The 21,094-nt window shown below is 72.3% G+C and carries 17 protein-coding genes; 6 read left to right on the top strand and 11 right to left on the bottom strand.

Annotation, left to right across the window (positions count from 1 at the left end):
- Positions 1-3: 3 nt before the first annotated feature.
- Positions 4-897, bottom strand: a complete 894-nt coding sequence (gene sucD, locus BKA05_RS03435; protein WP_179530176.1) for a succinate--CoA ligase subunit alpha — start codon at positions 895-897, stop codon at positions 4-6.
- Between the two features lie 18 nt (positions 898-915).
- Positions 916-2,082 (bottom strand): ADP-forming succinate--CoA ligase subunit beta, encoded by a 1,167-nt coding sequence (sucC, locus tag BKA05_RS03430; protein ID WP_179530175.1) that lies wholly within the window; start codon positions 2,080-2,082, stop codon positions 916-918.
- A 331-nt stretch (positions 2,083-2,413) separates the two neighbouring features.
- Between sucC and BKA05_RS19325 the strand changes: the two genes are divergently transcribed.
- Entirely contained in the window at positions 2,414-3,541 is a 1,128-nt protein-coding gene (locus BKA05_RS19325; RefSeq protein ID WP_218842255.1) for a M23 family metallopeptidase, read from the top strand.
- A 24-nt stretch (positions 3,542-3,565) separates the two neighbouring features.
- On the opposite strand, the gene pcrA is transcribed toward BKA05_RS19325, so the two are convergent.
- The 5 genes from pcrA to BKA05_RS03400 form a co-directional block, all read right to left on the bottom strand.
- Positions 3,566-5,998: a DNA helicase PcrA gene (gene pcrA, locus BKA05_RS03420; protein WP_179530174.1), complete on the bottom strand. Its 2,433-nt coding sequence runs from the start codon at positions 5,996-5,998 to the stop codon at positions 3,566-3,568.
- A gap of 44 nt (positions 5,999-6,042) precedes the next feature.
- Positions 6,043-8,094, bottom strand: coding sequence for a choline BCCT transporter BetT (gene betT / locus BKA05_RS03415; RefSeq protein WP_179530173.1), 2,052 nt, complete (start codon positions 8,092-8,094; stop codon positions 6,043-6,045).
- 25 nt (positions 8,095-8,119) lie between these two features.
- Positions 8,120-9,850 (bottom strand): choline dehydrogenase, encoded by a 1,731-nt coding sequence (gene betA, locus BKA05_RS03410; RefSeq protein WP_179530172.1) that lies wholly within the window; start codon positions 9,848-9,850, stop codon positions 8,120-8,122.
- On the bottom strand, positions 9,847-11,382 hold the full coding sequence (locus tag BKA05_RS03405) for an aldehyde dehydrogenase family protein (protein ID WP_179530171.1): 1,536 nt from the start codon (positions 11,380-11,382) through the stop codon (positions 9,847-9,849). The genes betA and BKA05_RS03405 overlap by 4 nt, the downstream gene beginning before the upstream one ends.
- A 244-nt stretch (positions 11,383-11,626) precedes the next feature.
- Positions 11,627-11,989 carry a hypothetical protein gene (locus BKA05_RS03400; protein WP_179530170.1) on the bottom strand — a complete coding sequence of 121 codons (363 nt, stop codon included), beginning with the start codon at positions 11,987-11,989 and terminating at the stop codon, positions 11,627-11,629.
- 386 nt (positions 11,990-12,375) lie between these two features.
- Between BKA05_RS03400 and BKA05_RS03395 the strand changes: the two genes are divergently transcribed.
- From BKA05_RS03395 to BKA05_RS03385, 3 genes are all read left to right on the top strand, one after another.
- Positions 12,376-13,881, top strand: coding sequence for an HNH endonuclease signature motif containing protein (locus tag BKA05_RS03395; RefSeq protein WP_179530169.1), 1,506 nt, complete (start codon positions 12,376-12,378; stop codon positions 13,879-13,881).
- A gap of 82 nt (positions 13,882-13,963) precedes the next feature.
- Positions 13,964-14,386, top strand: coding sequence for a hypothetical protein (locus BKA05_RS03390; protein ID WP_179530168.1), 423 nt, complete (start codon positions 13,964-13,966; stop codon positions 14,384-14,386).
- A gap of 30 nt (positions 14,387-14,416) precedes the next feature.
- Entirely contained in the window at positions 14,417-15,583 is a 1,167-nt protein-coding gene (locus BKA05_RS03385) for a zinc-binding dehydrogenase (RefSeq protein ID WP_179530167.1), read from the top strand.
- Positions 15,584-15,601: 18 nt separating this feature from the next.
- Here the strand turns inward: BKA05_RS03385 and BKA05_RS03380 are convergent, their stop codons facing one another.
- The gene (locus BKA05_RS03380; RefSeq protein WP_179530166.1) at positions 15,602-16,261 is read right to left on the bottom strand and encodes a LuxR C-terminal-related transcriptional regulator; all 660 of its coding nucleotides are present in this window, start codon (positions 16,259-16,261) and stop codon (positions 15,602-15,604) included.
- A complete protein-coding gene (locus BKA05_RS03375; protein ID WP_179530165.1) occupies positions 16,258-17,550 on the bottom strand; it encodes an ATP-binding protein in 1,293 nt (430 codons plus the stop codon). The genes BKA05_RS03380 and BKA05_RS03375 overlap by 4 nt, the downstream gene beginning before the upstream one ends.
- A gap of 145 nt (positions 17,551-17,695) precedes the next feature.
- Between BKA05_RS03375 and BKA05_RS03370 the strand changes: the two genes are divergently transcribed.
- Positions 17,696-18,943 (top strand): PspC domain-containing protein, encoded by a 1,248-nt coding sequence (locus tag BKA05_RS03370; RefSeq protein WP_179530164.1) that lies wholly within the window; start codon positions 17,696-17,698, stop codon positions 18,941-18,943.
- Positions 18,940-19,239 (top strand): hypothetical protein, encoded by a 300-nt coding sequence (locus tag BKA05_RS03365; RefSeq protein WP_179530163.1) that lies wholly within the window; start codon positions 18,940-18,942, stop codon positions 19,237-19,239. Before BKA05_RS03370 ends, BKA05_RS03365 begins: the two co-directional genes overlap by 4 nt.
- Positions 19,240-19,242: 3 nt before the next feature.
- Here the strand turns inward: BKA05_RS03365 and BKA05_RS03360 are convergent, their stop codons facing one another.
- Together BKA05_RS03360 and npdG are read right to left on the bottom strand one after the other, a co-directional pair.
- Entirely contained in the window at positions 19,243-20,301 is a 1,059-nt protein-coding gene (locus BKA05_RS03360; protein WP_179530162.1) for a glycerophosphodiester phosphodiesterase family protein, read from the bottom strand.
- A 71-nt stretch (positions 20,302-20,372) separates the two neighbouring features.
- Complete coding sequence (gene npdG, locus BKA05_RS03355) at positions 20,373-21,062, bottom strand: NADPH-dependent F420 reductase (RefSeq protein WP_292604899.1); 690 nt, start codon at positions 21,060-21,062, stop codon at positions 20,373-20,375.
- Positions 21,063-21,094: the final 32 nt, after the last annotated feature.

Raw genomic sequence — 21,094 nt, 5'->3', positions numbered from 1 at the left:
GGATCAGAGGTTGTTCATGATCTCCCGCATCAGCTCGGCGGTCTCGGACGGCGTCTTGCCGACCTTCACGCCGGCGGCCTCGAGGGCCTCCTTCTTGGCCTGCGCGGTGCCCGCCGAGCCCGAGACGATGGCGCCGGCGTGGCCCATGGTCTTGCCCTCGGGGGCGGTGAAGCCCGCGACGTAGCCGACGACCGGCTTGGTCACGTTCTCCTTGATGTACGCCGCGGCCCGCTCCTCGGCGTCGCCGCCGATCTCGCCGATCATCACGATCGCCTTCGTGTCGGGGTCGGCCTCGAACGCCTCGAGGGCGTCGATGTGGGTGGTGCCCACGATCGGGTCGCCACCGATGCCGATGGCGGTCGAGAAGCCGAAGTCCTTCAGCTCGAACATCATCTGGTAGGTCAGCGTGCCCGACTTCGAGACCAGGCCGATGGGGCCCTTGCCCGCGATGGTGTGCGGGGTGATGCCGGCCAGCGACTCCTCGGGCGTGATGATGCCCGGGCAGTTCGGACCGATCATCCGGGTGCCGTGGTGGTTCTTCTCCGACTGCAGGTAGGACCACACCTCGGCGGTGTCCTGGACCGGCACGCCCTCGGTGATGACCACCAGCAGGCCGATGCCGGCGTCGATGGCCTCGATGCAGGCGTCCTTGGTGAAGGCGGGCGGCACGAAGACGACCGACACGTCGGCGCCGGTCTCCTTCATGGCCTCCTCCACCGAGCCGAAGACCGGCTGGGTGGTGCCGGCCAGCTCGACGGTGGTGCCGGCCTTGCGGGCGTTGACGCCGCCGACGATGTTCGACCCCGCCTCGATCATCAAGGTGGTGTGCTTGGAGCCCATCCCACCGGTGATGCCCTGGACGATGATCTTGGAGTCCTTGTTGAGGTAGATGCTCATCTGTCTCTGCTCTCTATCTCAGGCGTTCGCCAGCTCGGCGGCCTTGTCGGCCGCGCCGTCCATGGTGTCGACCGTGGTCACGAGCGGGTGGTTCAGCTCGGCCAGGATCGCGCGGCCCTTGTCGACGTTGTTGCCGTCCAGGCGCACCACGAGGGGCTTGGTCGCGGCGTCGCCGAGGATCTCCAGGGCGCCCTTGATGCCGTTGGCGACCTCGTCGCAGGCGGTGATGCCACCGAAGACGTTGACGAACACGCTCTTGACCTGGGGGTCGTTGAGGATGACGTCGAGGCCGTCGGCCATGACCTGGGCGTTGGCGCCGCCACCGATGTCGAGGAAGTTGGCGGGCTTGACCCCGCCGTGGGCCTCACCGGCGTACGCGACGACGTCGAGGGTGCTCATGACCAGGCCCGCGCCGTTGCCGATGATGCCGACCTCGCCGTCGAGCTTGACGTAGTTCAGGCCCTTGTCCTTGGCCTTGGCCTCCAGCGGGTCGGCCTCCTCGCGGATCTCGAACTCCTCGTGGTGCGGGTGGCGCACCTCGGAGGCGTTCTCGTCGAGGGACACCTTGCCGTCGAGGGCCTCGAGCTTGTCGCCCTCGAGCCGCGCGAGCGGGTTGACCTCGACGAGGGTGGCGTCCTCCTCGACGAAGACCTGGTACAGCGACTGGATCATCGCGACGGCCTGCTCGAAGACGGCCTCGGGGAACTTCGCCTCGGTGGCGATCGCACGGGCCTTGGCCTCGTCGACACCGGTGCCGGGGTCGATCGCGATCTGCTTCACCGCGTCGGGGTTGGTCTTGGCGACCTCCTCGATCTCCACACCACCCTCGACCGAGGCGATGCAGAGGTACTGCCGGTTGGCCCGGTCGAGCAGGAAGGAGAAGTAGTACTCCTCCTGCGGCGGGGTCGCCGGGGTGACCAGCACGCGGTTGACCGTGAGGCCCTTGATCTCCATGCCGAGGATGTTGGAGGCGTACTCGAACGCCTCGTCCGCGGTCTTGGCCAGCTTCACGCCGCCGGCCTTGCCGCGACCGCCGGCCTTGACCTGCGCCTTGACCACAGTGACGCCGCCGATCTCCTCCGCGGCGGCCTTGGCGGCCTCGGGGGTCTCGACGACGACGCCGAGCGTCGTGGCCACACCGTGCTTGGCGAAGAGCTCCTTCGCCTGGTACTCCATCAGGTCCACTGGTCCACCAGTTCTTCTCTGTTGTCGTTGGGCCGACTTCTCGCGGCTCTCGGCGCTGGCGGCGCGCGGCAGTGATCGCACGCGGCGCCCCGGGCACCTTAGACCCGCCCCCGGGCTGCGGACGAGGGGCGGGGGCGACTTCGTGACGCACGTCATGTGACCTGGCGGTAACATGAGCGGTCTGGACCACCGTGCGGACGACGCCGTCCGTGCGTAACGGTTCTGCATCGTCGGGCGTTGCCCGACCGAGCCCCCCACTTCGTCCAGGACCCACCCCTTCGGTTATCGTCCTGGCACGCAGCACGCCCCCCATCCACGGAGATCGCACTTCATGGGTCACACCCGAGACGACCGCCAGGCCCCCGGCCTCGGCACCTCGGACCCGTCGACCGCCTACGTCGGTCGCCGCCGTGCGAGCATCAGCGCGCCCGAGTCCGGCACGCCCGCCACGCCGTACGTCGGCCGCCGCCGCGCCGCCACCCCGACCCTCGAGCTGCCCGCGACGATCCAGGTCGCGCCTGCGCCGACCAGCGTGCCGACCGCCCGCATCGAGCAGCCGGCCCCCGCCGCGGGCCGCCGCCGCGCCGATGTCGACACCGCCACCATCGAGCGGGTCCTGGCCGACCTCGAGCCGGTCGACGCCTCGACCTCCTTCGCCGGCGAGGACACCGTGATCCTCCCGCTCGGCATCACCCGCGAGGCGGCTGCCGGCCGCCGGCGGGCCGCTCGCCGCGCGACCCGCACCGGCGTGCTCGGCAAGGTGCCCTCGGCGCCCGTCCTGGTCGGCCTGGCCGCGATGGCGATCTCCGTCGGTGGCGTCGTGACCACCACGTCCCCCGACCTGGCCTCGGCCGGCCAGGTCCGCCTCGGCTCCGTCGGCGCCCTCAGCGGCTCCGACGCCGTCGGTGCCGTCCGCCCCGGCGTCGTCAGCCGCGACGCCGACCGCACCGCGGGCGCGACCGACGACCTCGAGGCCCAGGTCGAGGAGCAGGCCGCGCAGCGCAACGAGGCCCTGGGCCAGCTGGCCAAGAAGGCCGAGCAGCGCGCCAGCGTGCTCGCCGAGAACCGCTGGGTCCTCCCCCTGGCCGGCTACCGCCTCACCGCCACGTTCGGCGAGTACGGCCTGTGGTCGAGCTACCACACCGGCCTGGACTTCGCCGCCGACTCCGGCACGCCGATCGTGGCCCTGGCCCGCGGCGTGGTGACCTCCACCGGCTACGACGGCGCCTACGGCAACAAGACCGTCCTCACGCTCGAGGACGGCACCGAGATCTGGTACGCGCACCAGACCTCGATCTACGTCTCGGCCGGGGAGACCGTCGCCCCCGGCGACGTCATCGGCTCGGTGGGCTCCACCGGCAACGTCACCGGCCCGCACCTGCACCTCGAGGTCCGGCCCGGCGGTGGCGACCCGGTCGACCCGCGCGCCGCACTGATCGCGAACGGTGTCACTCCCTGACGGTGTTCACCGTCCGCCATCGCGTCACAGCTTCTCCACCGGCGCGTAGCGCAGCAGCAACCGCTTGACCCCGTCGCTGCCGAAGTCGATGGAGGCCACCGCGCGGTCCGCCTCGCCCTCCACGGAGACGACGGTCCCCAGGCCGAAGGAGTCATGGGTCACCCGGTCCCCGGCGGTCAGCGACGGGATCGCCCGGGCGGGCTTGCGTGACTTGCTGGCCGCGTCGGCGCGCGCGGCAGCGGCGGAGAAGTTGCGACGCCCCGAGGCGGTGGGGCTGCCCAGCCCGCCGCCGGGAGCCCCCAGCGAGCCGGAGAGGTCCGGGCGGGACCAGCGGGTCTGTGCGGCCTCGGTGCGGCGCCAGTCGACCAGGTCGACCGGCATCTCGTCGAGGAAGCGTGAGGCAGGGTTGTGCGACGGGGCGCCCCAGGCGGAGCGGACCACCGCCCGGGAGAGGTAGAGGCGCTCGCGGGACCGGGTGACCCCGACGTAGGCCAGTCGGCGCTCCTCCTCCAGCTCGGTCTGGTCGCCCAGCGCCCGGGAGTGCGGGAAGACGCCGTCCTCGAGCCCGGTGAGGAACACGATCGGGAACTCCAGGCCCTTGGCGGTGTGCAGCGTCATCAGGGTCACGACCCCGACGTCCTCACCGTCCGGGTCGTCGGGGATCTGGTCGGTGTCGGCGACCAGCGCCACCCGCTCCAGGAAGTCGGTGAGCCCCGGCTCGACCAGGCCCGCGTCGACGTCGGCGGGGTCGGCCGACGGCCCGGCCTGGGGGTCCTCGGCGAACTCACGGGCCACGGCGACGAGCTCGGCGAGGTTCTCCAGGCGGGTGGCGTCCTGGGGGTCGTCGGACTCCTCCAGGGAGGCGAGGTAGCCGGATCGCTCGAGCGTGGTCTCGAGCACGACGTCGGCCCGCTCCCCCGCATCGACCATCGACTGCAGCTCCTGGACGAGGTCCACGAAGCCGCGGATGCAGCTCAGCGAGCGGGTCGCGAGCCCCGGGGCCTCCTCGGCCCGCTGGAGGGCGGCCCAGAAGGAGATCCGCTCGCGCTCGGCGTACGCCGCCACGCAGGCCACCGCACGGTCGCCGATGCCGCGCTTGGGGGTGTTGAGGATGCGTCGCAGGGAGACCTGGTCCTCGGGGTTGGCCAGCATCCGCAGGTAGGCCAGGGCGTCGCGGACCTCGCGGCGCTCGTAGAAGCGGACCCCGCCCACGACCTTGTAGGGCTGCCCGGTGCGGATGAAGATCTCCTCGAAGACCCGCGACTGGGCGTTGGTGCGGTAGAAGACCGCCACGTCGCCGGGCTTGGCGCCGCCGTCGACCAGGGTGTCGATCTCGCCGGAGACGAAGCGGGCCTCGTCGTGCTCGTCGTCGGCGACGTAGCCGACGATCCGCTCACCGTCACCGGCGTCGGACCACAGCCGCTTGGGCTTGCGGCCCTTGTTGTGCCCGATGATCCCGTTGGCCGCGGTGAGGATGGTCTGGGTCGAGCGGTAGTTCTGCTCCAGCAGGATCGTCGTGGCGTCGGGGAAGTCCTCCTCGAAGTCGAGGATGTTGCGGATGTTGGCGCCGCGGAAGGCGTAGATCGACTGGTCGGCGTCACCGACGACCATCAGCTCGGCCGGCGGCACCCGCTCACCCTCGGGCCGGGTGGCCTCCTGCTCCAGCGGGTCGGCGCAGAGGCTGTGGATCAGGGCGTACTGGGCGTGGTTGGTGTCCTGGTACTCGTCGACCAGCACGTGCCGGAAGCGTCGGCGGTAGGTCTCCTTGATCTCCGGGAAGGCATCGAAGAGGTGGACCGTGGTCATGATCAGGTCGTCGAAGTCGAGGGCGTTGGCCTCGCGCAGGCGCCGCTGGTAGAGCGTGTACGCCGCCGCGTAGGTCTCCTCGAGCTTGTTGCGCGCCTCGGCGGTGGCCTGCTCGGCGTCGCGCAGCTCGTTCTTGTGGTTGCTCACCCAGTGCAGCAGCGCGCCGGGCTGGTAGCGCTTGGGGTCCAGGTCGAGGTCCTGGACGACCAGGGTCATCAGCCGCTTCTGGTCCTGGGCGTCGTAGATGGAGAAGTTGGACTTCCAGGTGCCGCCCTCGCGCTCGAGGGCGCCGATCTCCTTGCGCAGGATGCGCACGCAGGCGGAGTGGAACGTCGAGACCCACATGATCCGGGCGCGGCGACCCACCAGCTCCTCGACGCGCTCCTTCATCTCGGCCGCGGCCTTGTTGGTGAAGGTGATGGCCAGGATCGAGCCGGGGTGCGCCTTGCGCTCGGAGATCGTCCAGGCGATGCGACGGGTGAGCACCCGGGTCTTGCCCGAGCCCGCGCCGGCGACGACGAGCAGCGGCGCACCGGCGTGCACGACCGCGGCCCGCTGCGGCTCGTTGAGGCCCTCGAGCAGGGCGTCGGCCGACGGGCCGCTCGGGGTGGGTCGCGGGGTCTCGAACAGCGTCTCGGTCAGCTCACTCATGCTGTCCCCAGCCTACGTCCGGCCGGGGACAGCACGGGTGTCGGTCAGCTGCCGGCGGCGCTGAGGCGCAGGAACTCCAGGTGCCGCTCGTACTGGTCGAGCACGTCGTCGATCAGCTGGGCCCGGGTGTAGCCCATGACGTCGTAGCCCTGGCCCCCGTCGCGCAGGTGCACCTCGAGGCGGTAGTAGCGGTCACCGCCACGCGGCACCCGCCCGCCGTACGACGGTCGCGCGGCCGCGGAGCGCTGCACGCGGTAGACGAAGGGCTGCTCCCCCACGCCGGCCCGCAGCTCCGCGGCCGGCTCGCCGTCCTCGTCGAGCACCGACTCGACCAGCACGTCGACGCCCTGGCCCTCGAGCTCGCGGGCGACCTCCTGCAGCGCCGGGGTGGCGTCCTCGGCGAGGTAGTCGTCAGCACGCTGCCGGTCGGGGAAGTCCATCGCGCGGTGCAACCGCGCCTGCCAGGGGGCGCGGCCGCGCCGGTCCCGCTCGGCGAGCGTCGTACGGCCCGACAGGGCGCCGGTGACGGCTCGTCGGCTGTCGGCGAGGTGCCCCTCCGCCGACAGCGCCTTCCACAGGCCCCACATCACACCGACCATCACGACGGCGAAGGGCAGCCCGATGATGACCGTGGCGTACTGCAGGGCGTAGATGTTGCCCGCGGCGACGATGGCCAGGGTCAGCGCACCGGTCGCCACCGCCCAGAAGATGCGCAGCGGCGCGCCGGCGTCGTGGTGCGGCGACTTCAAGGTGCTGGACAGGTTGGCCATCACCAGCGCGCCGGAGTCGGCGGAGGTGACGTAGAACAGCAGCCCGATGAGGATGAAGGCACCGGCGACGAAGGTGAAGCCGGGGTACTCCTGCAGCAACGACCACAGGGCGGTGTCGGGGCCGCTGGCGGCGTTGACGACCTCGCGCAGGTCGGTGTTGCCGTTGCGGATCTCGCTGATGGCGGCGTTGCCGAAGATCGTGATCCACATGACGATGTAGCTGAACGGGATGATCATCGTGCCGGCGACGAACTGGCGGATCGTGCGACCGCGCGAGATCCGCGCCAGGAAGAGCCCGACGAAGGCGGCCCAGGCGATCCACCAGGCCCAGAAGAACAGCGTCCAGAAGCTCATCCAGTCGCCGGTGTCCTCGTAGGCGAAGGTCTCGTTGGTCAGGCCCGGCAGCATCCGCACGTAGTCGCCGACGTTGACGACCATCGAGTTGAGCAGGAAGGCGGTGCGGCCGGTCAGCAGGACGTACGCCGCGAGGCCGATCGCCAGCAGCACGTTGAACTGCGAGATCAGCTTGATGCCCTTCTCGACGCCCGTGACCGCCGAGAGCGTGGCGATGCCGATCGCCAGCACCACCAGGGCGATCTGGACCGGCAGCCCGACGGAGAGGCCGAAGACCACGTCGAGACCGACGTTGAGGCTGACCACGCCGATGCCCAGCGAGGTCGCGACGCCGAAGATCGTGCCGAGGATGGCCGCGGTGTCAGCAGCGGTGCCGATGGGGCCGTTGATCCGCTTGCCGATGATCGGGTAGAGCGCCGAGCGCACCGCCAGCGGCAGGCCCATCCGGTAGGCGAAGTAGGCCAGCGCCATGCCCATCAGGGAGTACATCCCCCACCCGGAGATCCCGTAGTGGAACAGCGTCCACACGGTGCCCTCGCGGGCCGCCTGCACGGTGCCGCCCTCGATGACCGGCGGGTTGAGGTACTGGTACGCCGGCTCGTAGACGGCGTAGAAGACCAGGTCGGTCCCGATGCCGGCCGCGAACAGCATCGCCGCCCAGGCGCCGGTGGAGAACTCCGGTCGTGAGTGCTCGGGCCCCAGGCGCACCCGGCCGTAGCGGGACACCCCCAGGAAGAGCACGAACACCAGCACGGAGGTGGTGAGGGCGATGTAGTACCAACCCAGGCTGGTGGACACCCAGCCCACCACCGTCTCGAGGGTGGAGTAGGCCTGGTCGGGCAGCGCCACGCACCAGACCGTCACGGCCAGGGTGACCGCGGCGGCGGTGAAGAAGACCGGGCGGTTGAGCGTCCAGTCCGGCTGGTCGTCGGGAGTGCCCGCTGCCACGGGCTGTTCCTGCGTCGTCGTCATCGTCTGCTCCTCGCTCGCTGCCTGCTCAGCCCGCCCGGACGGTGCCGGGGACGGCGTCGTTGCGCGGGTCGCCCTCGGGGTAGAGCGGCATGCCCGCGCCGTGCTTGTAGAACGGGACGTCCAGCGCCTCCAGCGGCTCGTTGCCGGCGATGAGGTCGGCGGCCTTCTCGGCCAGCATCATCACGGGGGCGTAGATGTTGCCGTTGGTGACGTAGGGCATCACCGAGGCGTCGACGACACGGAGGCCCTCGACGCCGTGGACCTTCATCGAGGTCGGGTCGACGACGGCGTCCTCGCCGGTGCCCATCTTGGCCGTGCACGAGGGATGCAGGGCGGTCTCGGCGTCCTGGGCGACCCAGTCGAGGATCTCCTGGTCGGTCCGCACCGAGGGTCCCGGTGAGATCTCGCCGCCGGAGAACGGCTTGAACGCCGGTGCCTCGAGGATCTCGCGGGCCTTGCGGACCATCTCGATCCACTCGCGGCGGTCATTCTCGGTGGAGAGGTAGTTGAACTGCATCGCCGGGTGCTCCAGCGGGTCGCGGCTCTTGATCTTCAGCCAGCCGCGGACGTCGGAGTACATCGGCCCGATGTGGACCTGGTAGCCGTGCTCGGCCGCCGGCTGGGAGCCGTCGTACCGGATGGCGATGGGCAGGAAGTGGAACATCAGGTTGGGGTAGGACACGTCGTCGTTGGAGCGGATGAAGCCGCCGGCCTCGAAGTGGTTCGACGCCCCGACGCCCTTGCGCCCGAACAGCCACTCGGCGCCGATCCGCGGCTTGTGGCGGTGCTTGAGCCACGGCGCGATCGAGACCGGCTGGGTGGCGGCGTGCTGGATGTAGACCTCGAGGTGGTCCTGCAGGTTGGCCCCGACGCCCGGGAGGTCGGCGACGACGTCGATGCCGAGGCTGCGCAGGTGGTCGGCCGGGCCGATGCCGGAGAGCTGCAGCAGCTGCGGGGAGTTGATCGCGCCGCCGCACAGGACGACCTCACCGGCCTCGACGCTGCGGTGCAGCTTGTAGCCGCGCAGGTAGTCGACGCCGGTGACCCGGTTGCCGCTGGTGCGCAGCCCGGTGACCATCGAGAGCGTGTGGACGGTGAGGTTCTTCCGCTTGCGGACCGGGTGCAGGTAGGCCTGCGACGCCGAGAGCCGGCGGCCGCGGTGGACGTTGCGGTCGAAGCGCGCGAAGCCCTCCTGGCGGTAGCCGTTGACGTCGTCGGTCAACGGGTGCCCGGCCTGCTGGGCGGCCTCGAAGAAGGCGTTGAACAACGGCGAGGTCGCGGGCCCCTGCTCGAGGACGAGCGGGCCGGAGCCGCCCCGCCAGGCGTCGGCGGCGACGGTGCCGTCGGCCAGCATGCGGGTCTCCATGCGCTTGAAGTACGGCAGCACGTGGGCGTAGTCCCAGGTCTCCATGCCCGGGTCGGCGGCCCAGCGCTCGTAGTCCATCGGGTTGCCGCGCTGGAAGATCATCCCGTTGATCGACGACGAGCCGCCGAGCACCTTGCCGCGCGCGTGGTAGATCCGCCGGCCGTTCATGTGCGGCTCGGGCTCCGACTCGTACTTCCAGTCGTAGAGCCTGTTGCCGATCGGGTAGGGCAGCGCCGCCGGCATGTGGATGAACGGGTCGAGCTTGGTGTCGCTGCGGCCGGCCTCGAGGACCAGCACGCTGACCGACGGGTCGGCCGAGAGCCGGTTGGCCAGGGCGGAGCCGGCGGAGCCCCCGCCGACGATGACGTAGTCGTAGCGCTGGGTGCTCACTGCTCGGTCTCCTTCTGCTCGGTGCTCTTCTGCGCGGAGCTGTCGCTGAACCAGCCCGCGCGGGCGGGTCGGGTGTTGTGCCAGATGTGCTTGGTCTCGCGGTACTCCTCGAGACCGGCGAGCCCGAGCTCGCGGCCGATGCCGCTCTGCTTCATCCCGCCCCACTCGGCCTGCGGCACGTAGGGGTGGTAGTCGTTGATCCAGATCGTCCCGTGGCGCAGCCGGGCCGCGACCCGCTCGGCGCGACCGGCGTTCTCGGTCCACACCGCGCCGGCCAGGCCGTAGATCGTGTCGTTGGCGATCGACACGGCCGCCTCCTCGCGCGCCTCGCGGTCCGCGCCGGTGAAGCGCTCGACGGTGAGCACCGGGCCGAAGCTCTCCTCCTGCACGCACGACATGTCGGCGGCGCAGTCGTCGAGGATGGTGGGCAGGTAGTAGAAGCCCTGCTCGTAGGCCGCGCCCTCGGGGCGGGCACCCCCGCACCGCAGGGTCGCGCCCTCCTCGAGCCCGGCCGCGACGTAGGCCTCGACCTTCTCCCGGTGGGCGGCCGAGACCAGCGGCCCGGTCTCGGCGTCGTCGTCGAAGGGGCCGCCGAGGCGGATCTCCTTCGCCCGGCGCACCAGCTCGTCGACGACCTCGTCGTGGACGGTGTCCTCGACGATGAGCCGGGCACCGGCCGAGCAGACCTGGCCCGAGTCGAGGAACACCGCGGTGAGGGCGTTGTCGATGGCAGCGTCGAGGTCGGCGTCAGCGAAGACGATGTTGGGGTTCTTGCCGCCGAGTTCCAGGGCGACCCGCTTCACCGTCGGCGCGGCCGCCGCCATGATCCGGCGGCCGGTCACGATGCCGCCGGTGAAGGAGACAAGGTCGACCTCGGGGGCCTCGGTCAGCATCGGGCCCACCCGGTCGCCCGCGCCCGTGACGAGGTTGGCGACGCCGGTGGGCAGGCCCACCTCGGTCAGCGCGTCCACCAGCCACATCGCCGTGGAGGGGGTCAGCTCGCTGGGCTTGAGCACGAAGGTGTTGCCGGCGGCCAGCGCCGGGGCGACCTTCCAGGCCGTCTGCAGCAGCGGGTAGTTCCAGGGCGTGATCAGGCTGCAGACGCCGACCGGCTCGTGGACGACCCTGCTGCGCACGTCGGGCATCCCCGGGTCGACGACCCGGCCCGCCTCGGCCTGGGCGAGGGAGGCGAAGTGCCGGAAGACGCCGACGATGTCGTCGACGTCGATCTGGCTCTCCACGAAGCGCTTGCCGGTGTCGAGGGACTCCCGACGGGCCACCTCGTCCTTGTCGGCCTCCAGCCGGTCGGCCAGGCGGTGCAGCAGCGCGGCGCGCTCGGGCCCGGTGGTCCGCGGCCACGGCCCGTTGTCGAAGGCGCGTCGCGCCGCGAGGACGGCGGCCAGCGCGTCGTCGGCGCCACCCTCGGACACGGTGCGCACCGGCGTACCGTCAGCGGGGCAGCGGATCTCGCGCGTCGCGCCGTCGGCGGCCAGGCGCCACTCGCCGTCGATGAACAGGCTGGGGTCGGACATGGGGGTGCACGGCTCCTCGGGTCGGGGTCTGCGTCCGACACCGGGGCGTTGGAGGGCACGCTGCTGTCACCGCCGCACCCGGCGTCCACGTGGCGGTGATGGCGGCACGACCGCGATGGCCCGACGGCGACGTCGAGCTGGTGGCCGCCTCACCCCAGTGACAGCAGCCTGCCAACCTGAGAAGAGGCTGAAACGTCCCCTGGCTCACACCAGAGGATTCTTTACCCCCACGCGGGGCGCGCGGTCAGGCCCAGGCGTGCGCGGGCGACCAGAAGACCGCGATCGCGACGTTGAGCACCGACAGCGCCAGCAGCCCGGCCCACAGGCCCTGCGGGATGCTCGGCTTGCGCACGTTGACCATCACCAGCACCAGGACCACCAGGCCGATGAGCAGCTTGACGCCCACCTTGGTGTTGTCGGGCTCCTGGTCACCGGCCGAGAGCACCCCGACCAGCGCGAGGCCGGCGAGGAACGCGGTGCCGGCGCCGTCGCGCATCGCCGCGTTGACCTTCTTCTCCCCCGGCCCGGCCTGGGCGATGAGCCCGCCGATGAGCGCGGCGAAGCCGAGGATGTGCACGAACAGCAGGATCAGGCGCAGGGTCTCCACGCGTGGATCGTACGGCCCACGCGCTGCTGGTCGAGCAGGCGAGCGCCAGCGAGCCGTCGTCGAGACCCCGTACGCCGACAAGTAGCCGTCCCCACGGGGCGTCTGGAGGGTCTGTCGTGACCCCCTTTCACGGCACACCCTCCGGTCTGCTTCGACTCCGTGGTGGGCGTGGGCGGGCGCCTGGACGTTCGCGCGGCGGCAGGTCCTTCATTTTTCGAAGCCGTGCTTGCGGTGGGCATTGATTTCGGTACCTGGTTGCGGTCCGATCGAACAGTCCGGCATCGCTGAGGTGCTCGCTTCGGTTGCGGCCGGATCGTCCTCCACAGATTCACTCCGAGGACCCCTTCGCCCTTCTCTTCGAACAGATGTTCGAGTAGAATCTGGACATGGCACTCGGGCACCAGGATCACTCGGCACAGGACACCGCTCCTGTCCCGACCGGTGACCTGCTGACCTCCATCCGCGACCTCGACAAGGCTGCCGATCAGGCCGACCGGGATCGGTTCATCGCGATCGCTGAGTGGGCCGACCGGCACACCACCGGCCAGCTGATGCCCGACCTCTACGGCACCTACGGGCTGGCCGACGAGGACGCCCACGCTGAGGCTGAGAACGCGTGGGTCTCCCGGTTCGGGATGCCCGGCGCCGACACCATGCTCGAGCTCGCCGGCCCCGGCGCCCCCGAGGTGTCGGAGTTCGCGGTCATCGAGCTCGCCGCGGCGCTGGGCCGCTCCACCGACTCCGGCCGGGTACTGGTCTCGGATGCGGTCGAAGCCCGCTACCGACTGCCGAAGATCTGGCAGCGACTCCTCGACGGCCAGGTGCAGGTGTGGCGCATCCGGCGGGTCACCGAGGTCACCCGTCAGCTCACCGCCGAGGCCGCTGCGTTCGTCGATGCGCACCTGGCCCACGTCGTGCACACCGCCTCGTTCGCCACGGTCAAGCGGCTCGCGGCCGAGGCGGCAGCACGGTTCGACCCCGAGGGATGTGAGATGGAGGAGGTCGACACCGCCGCGTCTCTGCACGTCACCCTCGACCTCTCGACCGCGTGGACCATCGGCACCGCCAACGGCGTCCCCCTGACCGGCCTGCTGGACCGCGCCGACGCCGAAGAGCTCGAGCACGCCATCCGCACCATCGCCGACCAACTGCTCGCCGCCGGCTCCACCGACACCCTCGACGTCCGCCGCGCCAAGGCCCTGGGCTACCTCAGCCGCGGCGACCTCACCCTCGACCTCGCTGATGAAGGTGGTCGAGCAGCGACGAGCGCCAGCGAGGAGCGGGCGTCGAGACCACCCCGCTCGAGCCGTCCCCGCCAGGTCGTCCTCCACCTCCACCTCTCAGAAGCCGCCCTCCGCGGAAACGAAGGACCCGGCACCCCCGAGATCGACCCCGACACCGGACGGCTCGGCCTCCACCTCGCCCGCCTCGAGAACCACCACCAGACCCTCACCGCCGACACCGTCCGTGAGTGGCTCGCCGTGCCCGGCGCCAACATCGTGCTGAAGCCGGTCATCGACCTGGCCGACCAGATCGCCGTCGACTCCTACGAGATCCCCGACCGCATCTCCACCCGGGTCAAGCTCAAGCGGACGACCTGCGTCTTCCCGCACTGCACCCGTACCTCAGCCAGGGTCGACCTCGACCACATCGAGGAGTACGTCCCACCCGACCAGGGCGGACCACCCGGCCAGACAGCCACCGACCGACTCGCCCCCTTGTGCAGACGCCACCACCGAGCCAAGACCCACCCATCCCCGGTCCCCAGCAGCCAAGCAGGCTCGACCACCGTGGCCTGGGACTACGCCCAGCTCACCCCCACCACCTGGCTCTGGACCAGCCCCCACGGCATCCGCCTGCTCGTCCACCCCGACGGCACCACCGAGCTCTGACGGGCGAGACCTGACGGCGCGCTCTGAGCGCGCGGAGGCCATGCCCCTGGCAGTCGCGGTCGTGAACCCTCAGACTCTCGTCATGTCTCGGAGCACCCGCCGCGGTCAGCGCCTCTCCTCCACCCTGCTGGCCACGGCGCTGCTGGCCGGACCGCTGAGCGGCTGCGGCGGCGCAGAGGTCACGGTGGTCGATGACGTCACCGTCCTGATCGGCGCGCGCAGCAGCTCGGGGATGGATGCCCTGCTCCCGGGGCGCCTCGCCGTCGTCGACGGATGCCTCGGGCTGGACTTCGAGGACGGCGCAGTGCCCTACGTCGTCGTCTGGCCCCACGGGACCGAGGTCGTGCGTGACAACCCGTTGACCCTCGCCCTGCCGGACGGCGAGGAGCACCAGCTCGGCGACCAGCTCCAGGTGGGCGGCGGCGAGTCGTCGTCCCGGATGGCCGGTGGCATCGACGTCGATGAGGAGTGCCCCGGCGCGGCCGTCTGGCTGGGCAGCGACTGACCGACGGCTCCATGCGGCAGCATGATGCGCGTGCGTGCGGTGAGCTGCGAAGGCGGAGAGCTGTCCCTGGTCGACCTGCCCGACCCCGAGCCGGGTCCCGGCCAGCTGGTGCTGCGCGTGCGGCGTACCGGTATCTGCGGCTCCGACCTGCACGCCCGGCGGCACGCCGACGAGCTGGCGGCGGTGATGGACGAGCTGGACTACGCCCACAGCATCCGCTCCACCGAGCCGACCGTCCTGGGGCACGAGCTGTGCGGTGAGGTCGTCGCGCAGGGACGCGGGACCGCCCGCGCCTTCCCGCTCGGCTCACGCGTCGTGGCGTTCCCCCTCGTCCGCGGCACGGAGGGCGTCCACCCGATCGGGCTGTCGCCGCTGGCACCGGGCGGGTACGCCGAGCAGGTGCTGGTCGAGGCGTCGATGGCCCACGTGGTGCCCGACAAGCTCGACGACGACCTGGCCGCCCTGACCGAGCCGATGGCGGTCGCGCTGCACGCGGTGCGCCGCGGCGAGGTCGGGAAGCGCGACACAGCGATCGTGCTGGGCTGCGGCCCGGTGGGCCTGGCGGTGATCCTGCTGCTCAAGGCGCGCGGGGTGCGCAGCGTCGTGGCCAGCGACCCGTCGGCGGCACGTCGCCGGCTCGCGCGCGACTGCGGAGCCGACGTGGTCGTGGACCCGAGCAGCGAGTCACCGTGGACGACTGCCCCCGGCCGCGGGTGGCGTACGACGGCGCCGGAGCTGCTCGACTTCGCCGTCAGCACCATGGAGCGGCTGCGCAAGGTGCCCGGGTGGCAGCACGTCAACCGGGCCGCCGAGCTCGCCGGGGCGGCAGACCAGCCCGCACCGGTGGTCTTCGAGTGCGTCGGAGTCCCCGGGATGCTCGAGTCCGTGCTGACCCAGGCGCCGCTGGCGTCGCGCGTCGTGGTGGTCGGCGTGTGCATGAGCCCCGACACGATCCGGCCGTCGATGGCGGTCAACAAGGAACTCGACCTGCGCTTCGTGCTCGGCTACACGCCGCTGGAGTTCCACGACACGCTGCAGCTGCTCGCCAAGGGCAGCATCGACCCGTCGCCGCTGCTCACCGGGACCGTGGGGCTGGAGGGCGTCGTCGCGGCCTTCGACGCCCTCGAGGCGGCCGACCGGCACGCCAAGATCCTCATCGACCCGACCCTGCAGGGCGCGGAGGTCCGCCCCCGCTGACTGCCCGGGACCGAGGGACTAGAGCAGTCGCCGGTCCGAGGCCCAACGCGTGAGCTCGTGGCGCGAGGAGAGCTGCAGCTTGCGCAGCACCGAGGACATGTGGGTCTCCACGGTCTTGATGGAGATGAACAGCTCCTTGGCGACCTCCTTGTAGGCGTAGCCCCGGGCGATCAGCCGCATCACCTCCCGCTCCCGCTCGGTGAGCCGGTCGAGGTCCTCGTCGACGGCCGCCACCTCGATCGACCCGGCGAACGCGTCGAGGACGAACCCGGCCAGCCGGGGGCTGAACACGGCGTCGCCGTCGGCGACCCGGCCGACGGCGGCGACCAGCTCGGGGCCGGTGATGGTCTTGGTGACGTAGCCGCGGGCGCCACCACGGATCGTCCCGATGACGTCCTCGGCGGCGTCGGACACGCTGAGGGCGAGGTAACGGGTGTCGGGGTGCGGGCGCCGCCTCATGACCTCGACGCCCCCTCCACCGGGCAGGTGCACGTCGAGGAGGACGACCTCGGGGCGGTGCGTCGCGATGGCGGCGACGGCCTCGTCGACGTCGGCGGCCTCCGCGAGCACCTCGACCCGCCCGGCGCCGGCGGCGGCGAGCTCGGCACGCACCCCGGCCCGGAACATCGCGTGGTCGTCGACGACCACGACACGGACGGGACTGGTCGACTGGGTCACGGGGTCTCCTGCTCAGGGGGCTGCGGGGCGGGGTCACGGGGCATGGCCAGGCGCACCTCGGTGCCCTCGCCGGGGGCCGTGCGGATCTCGGCGCGACCACCGTGGCGGGTCATCCGGTCCACGATGCTGCCGCGCACGCCGTGGCGGTCCTCGGGCACGGCGGCGAGCTCGAACCCGGCGCCCCGGTCGCGGACGAAGACCTCCACGACCTCGGGCCCCACCTCGGCGTAGACGTCGACGCGGCCGGTGCCGGCGTGCTTGGCAGCGTTGGTGACCGCCTCGCGGGTGGCCCCCACGAGCGCCCGCAGCGGCTCCGCCATCGGGCACTCCCCCACGACGACGACGTCGACGCTGACCCCGTGGGCGTCCTCGACCTCGGCGGTGACCGCGCGCAGCGCCCCGGCCAGGGTCGCGGCGTCGGTGGTGTCGCCGGCGAAGAGCCAGGAGCGCAGGTCGCGCTCCTGGGCGCGGGCCAGGCGGGCCACCGTCGGGCCGTCGTGGGCGGACTTCTGGATCAGCGCCAGGGTCTGGAGCACCGAGTCGTGCAGGTGCGCCGCCACGTCGGCACGCTCCTGGGAGCGGACCCGTTCCTCCCGCTCGGCGCTGAGGTCGGAGGCCAGCCGGTAGACCCACGGACCGACGACCACCGCCAGCGCGGCCACGCCCAGCAGGGTCGCGACGAGCACGCCCTGCGCCTGGCCGCCGTTGTCGAAGCCGACGATGAACACGGCCGCGACCAGCAGCAGGCCACCCGTCGCGATCCGCGCGTACGACGCCCAGCCACCGGACCCCAGCACGACCCGTACCGGGTCGACCCGGCCGGTGGTGTCCAACCAGCGCTCGCGCTGGGCCTCGTCGGCCTGGCGCCACAGCAGCGCCACCCCGGTCAGCCCGATCGCGATCGGCCAGAACACCGCCCCGCGCCCCAGCGTGGCCTCGAGCAGCAGCACCGCGCCGAGCGCCAGCGCCGCGAGCGCCACCGCGGGGCCGAGGTCCTGCAGCCGGCGGGCCCGCCCCGGCCGGCGCCCGCCCCGGGTGGCGCTGGCCAGGCCGGGGGGCTCCTCCTCGAAGCGCGAGTCGGCGGGCAGCACGAGCCACAGCCCGGCGTACATCGCGATGCCCATGCCGCCGAGGACGGCTGCCAGCAGCATCGCGACGCGGACCCACAGCACCGGCACGGCCAGGTGGCGCGCCAGCCCCGCGCACACGCCGCCGACCACGGGGTCACGGGTGTCGCGGAAGGCCTTGCGCGGCGCACGGTCGGCGGCCGGGGCATGGGTGGAGGTCATGGCCGGACCATCGTCACACAGCCCCAGGGGACCCACCACGGGGTTCGACCCCTGCCCGACCCCCGGTCGACCCCCGGGGGTCGGGGGCTCAGGACCAGGGTTGTCCCCGATGGTGCCGGGGCCGTCCCCGGGCCAGGCTGGAGCCATGACCGAGACACCCACCCCGCCGCCACCGCCGCCACCGCCGTCGGCACCGTCGGGAGACGACGACGGCCCCCGCACCTCCGCCGAGGAGGTCCGCGACCTGGGCCGGATCCGCCGCTCCAGCACCGACCGCAAGGTCGCCGGGGTCGCCGGCGGGCTGGCCCGCCACCTGGACGTGGACCCGGTGATCCTGCGGGTCGCGTTCGTGGTGCTGACCTTCTTCGGCGGCGCGGGCCTGATCGCCTACGCCGCCGGCTGGCTGCTGCTGCCGACCGACGACGGGTCCGAGGGCGTCATCGCCATGGAGGACCGCAACCGCGCGGTCGTGCTCACCATCGTCGCGATCGTGGCGGGGCTGGCGATCGTGGCCGAGCTGGCCGGGGACGCCTGGGGCCCGTTCTGGTTCCCCTGGCAGCTGGCCGCCGTCGCGGTGATCGTCGCGGTGCTGGTCAACCGGCGCGAGCGACGCCGCTCGGCCCCGGTGGCGCCGCCCGCCCAGCCGGACGCCCAGCCGTACGCCCAGCAGTACGGCCAGCCCTACGGCCAGTCCGTGCAGGGCTGGGTCGGCGACCCGCCCCAGCCGCCCTCGGCCTCGCCCCCGGCCTGGGTGGCCCCGCCGCCCCCGCCACCGCCGGTGGTGCGTGACCCTCGACGCCGCGGACCCCGCCTGTTCTGGTTCACCGTGGCGCTGGTCGCCCTGGCCCTCGGGACGCTCGGGACGCTGGACCTGGCCGGCGCACCGGTCGCCGACGGCGCCTACCCCGCGCTGGCGCTGGGTGTGATCGGCACGATGCTGGTGCTGGGTGCGTTCTTCGGCCGGGCGGGGGGCCTGATCCTGGTCGGGCTGCTCACCGTCCCCGTCCTGGTCGGGGCGACCGCGGCCGACCGGATCGACACCGAGCCAATGCGGGAGACCCCCACGAGCGCGGCGTCGCTGGACCCGTCGTACCGGATGGGCGTCGGGGAGCTGGTGCTGGACCTCACCGGCATCGAGGACCTCGACGAGCTCGACGGGCAGGTCCTCGACATCACCGTCCAGGTCGGGCGGATCGAGGTGCTGGTCCCCCGCGGCCTCACCGTCGAGGCGACCGCCACCGTGCACGGTCCCGGCGAGATCCGGCTGTTCGGCGAGCAGCGCGGCGGCATCGACACGCAGGCCAGCGAGACGCACGACGGCGGCCCCGGCAGCCCCGTGCTGCAGCTGGACGCCGAGACCAACCTGGGAGAGATCGTGGTGAGGACCCGATGAACGAGCACGAGCACACCGAGACGCTGGACATGGACGAGCCGGGCACCGACGAGCAGCACGTGCCGGAGCAGCAGCCGAGCATCTGGGCGGCCGGACGGCACCCGGTCAACACCGGCCAGCTGGTGATGGGCCTGGCGTTCCTGGGCCTGGTCGCGGTCTGGGCGCTGTGGACCACGGACGTGGTCGAGGGTGGCGACGTGCGGTGGCTGCTGCCGCTGCCGTTCGTGCTGGCCGGAGCCGCCGGCCTGGTGGCCAGCACGATCTCCGGTGCCGCGCGCCGCGACCACTGGAGCTAGGGCTCAGGCCGGCAGCGCGACCCCGTCCCGCGCGGCCAGGCACAGCTCGGGCTGGTCGGTGATCAGCCCGTCCACCCCCATCTCCAGCAGCAGCCCGGCGTAGCCCCGCAGGTCCCCGTGACCGGCGGGGCCCTCGCCGCCCCGGAAGCCGGCGGGCAGGAAGCGGTCCTCGGCGCGCAGGGTCCACACGTGCACCGAGAGCCACTCACGGTGGGCGTCACGCACCAGCGCGGTGGGCACCACCCGGTCGCCCAGGTCGCGGGCCACCAGCGTGTGCCGGGCACCGATCCCGTCGGCGTACTGCTCGACCAGCGCCAGCCCGGCCGGGGTCACCAGGTCGGCGAAGGTCCGCGGGTCACCGGCCATCGCCCAGTCCGCCGGTCGCTCGTCGAGCCGCTCGACCAGCTGGATCAGCGGCACCCGGGTGCGGCCGGCCAGCGAGCGCAGGACGGTGGGCTCGAAGCTCATCACGCTGACCCGCGACCGCGCGTGGTCGCGCTCGTGCCGGCGCAGGTCGTCCAGCAGCGGTTCGGCGAGGTCCAGGCCGAGGGAGGCCGACTGGGCGGGGTCCTTCAGCTCCACCAGCACGCCGACGCTGCGCCCGTGCCGCGCGGACTCCTCGGCCAGCATCGTGAGCACCTCGTCGAAGGTGGGGACGCCCAGCGCCCCGTCGTACGCCGCGGAGCCGGGGCGCAGCGCCGGCCAGCGCTCGCGTGCCCGGAGCAGCCGCACCTCCGCCAGCGTCAGGTCCTCGACGAACCAGCCCTCCACGGGGCGGCCCTCGACCACCCGCGTGCGCCGCCGGTGCGCCAGCTCGGGGCGGTCCGCGACGTCGGTGGTCACCGAGAGCTCGCTCTCGTGCCGGGCGACGAGCACGCCGTCGGCGGTGCTGACCAGGTCCAGCTCGATCTCGTCGGCGCCCAGGGCGACGGCGTGCCGGTAGGCCTCGAGGGTGTGCTCGGGCCGGTGCCCGCTGGCGCCGCGGTGGCCGGCGACCGCCGGGGTGACCACCAGCGAGGAGGTCCGGCGGACGGCCGGACGGGGCTGTGGGGTCGTCGTCACCCCACCACGGTGCGAGGCCCGGCCCTCAGCCCGGCGACACCGAGGTGAACGGTCGGGTGAACGTCAGGTGATCAGTGGCCCTCGAGGCCGGTGATCCGCAGTCCGGCGTGGGTCTTGTACTTGCGGTTGATCGAGATCAGCACCGCGGTGAACGGCTCCAGCTGGCGCGCCAGGCGCAGCTTGCCGCCGTCGATGCCGCGGCGGCCGGTGACCGAGGCGGCGAGGTCCATGGCGACCTCCTTGGCCTCGAGCACGTCGCCGACGACCAGGACGTCCTCGTCGAGGAAGTCGTCCTCGCCCCAGAGCAGGACGGCCGAGACGTTGTGGAAGGCACCGACGACGGTGGCCTCGGGCTGCAGCCGCTGGGCCTCCTCGGCGGCCGAGCCCTCGCCGCCGTCGACGACGCGGCCGTGGGCGCCGCGCTTGTCGAAGGCCAGCGGGTTCACGCAGGAGATGACGGTCTTCCCGGCCAGCGGCAGCGAGGCGACCAGCTCGTCGTGGCCGTCGTAGGGGACGGCCAGCAGCACGACGTCGGCCTGCTCGCAGGCGTCGGCGTTGGCGGCACCGGTCACGGTGCCCGCCCCCTCGACCCCTGCGAGGCGCTCGGTGACCTCGGCGGCGACCGGCACGGCCTTCTCGGCGGCCCGCGAGCCCAGCACGACGTCGTGGCCGGCGCGGGCGAAGCGGTAGCCCAGTCCCTTGCCCTGGGGACCGGTGCCTCCCATGACGGCGACGCGGTAGGTGGTGGGGGTCTCGCTCACGAGTGGTCCTCTCCGGGGACGCGGACGGGTCG

This window comes from Nocardioides marinus (genome assembly GCF_013408145.1).
Taxonomy (GTDB): Bacteria; Actinomycetota; Actinomycetes; order Propionibacteriales; family Nocardioidaceae; genus Nocardioides; species Nocardioides marinus.
The sequence above is the reverse complement of the archived record's forward strand: the minus strand, read 5'-3'. Positions and strand labels throughout refer to the sequence as shown.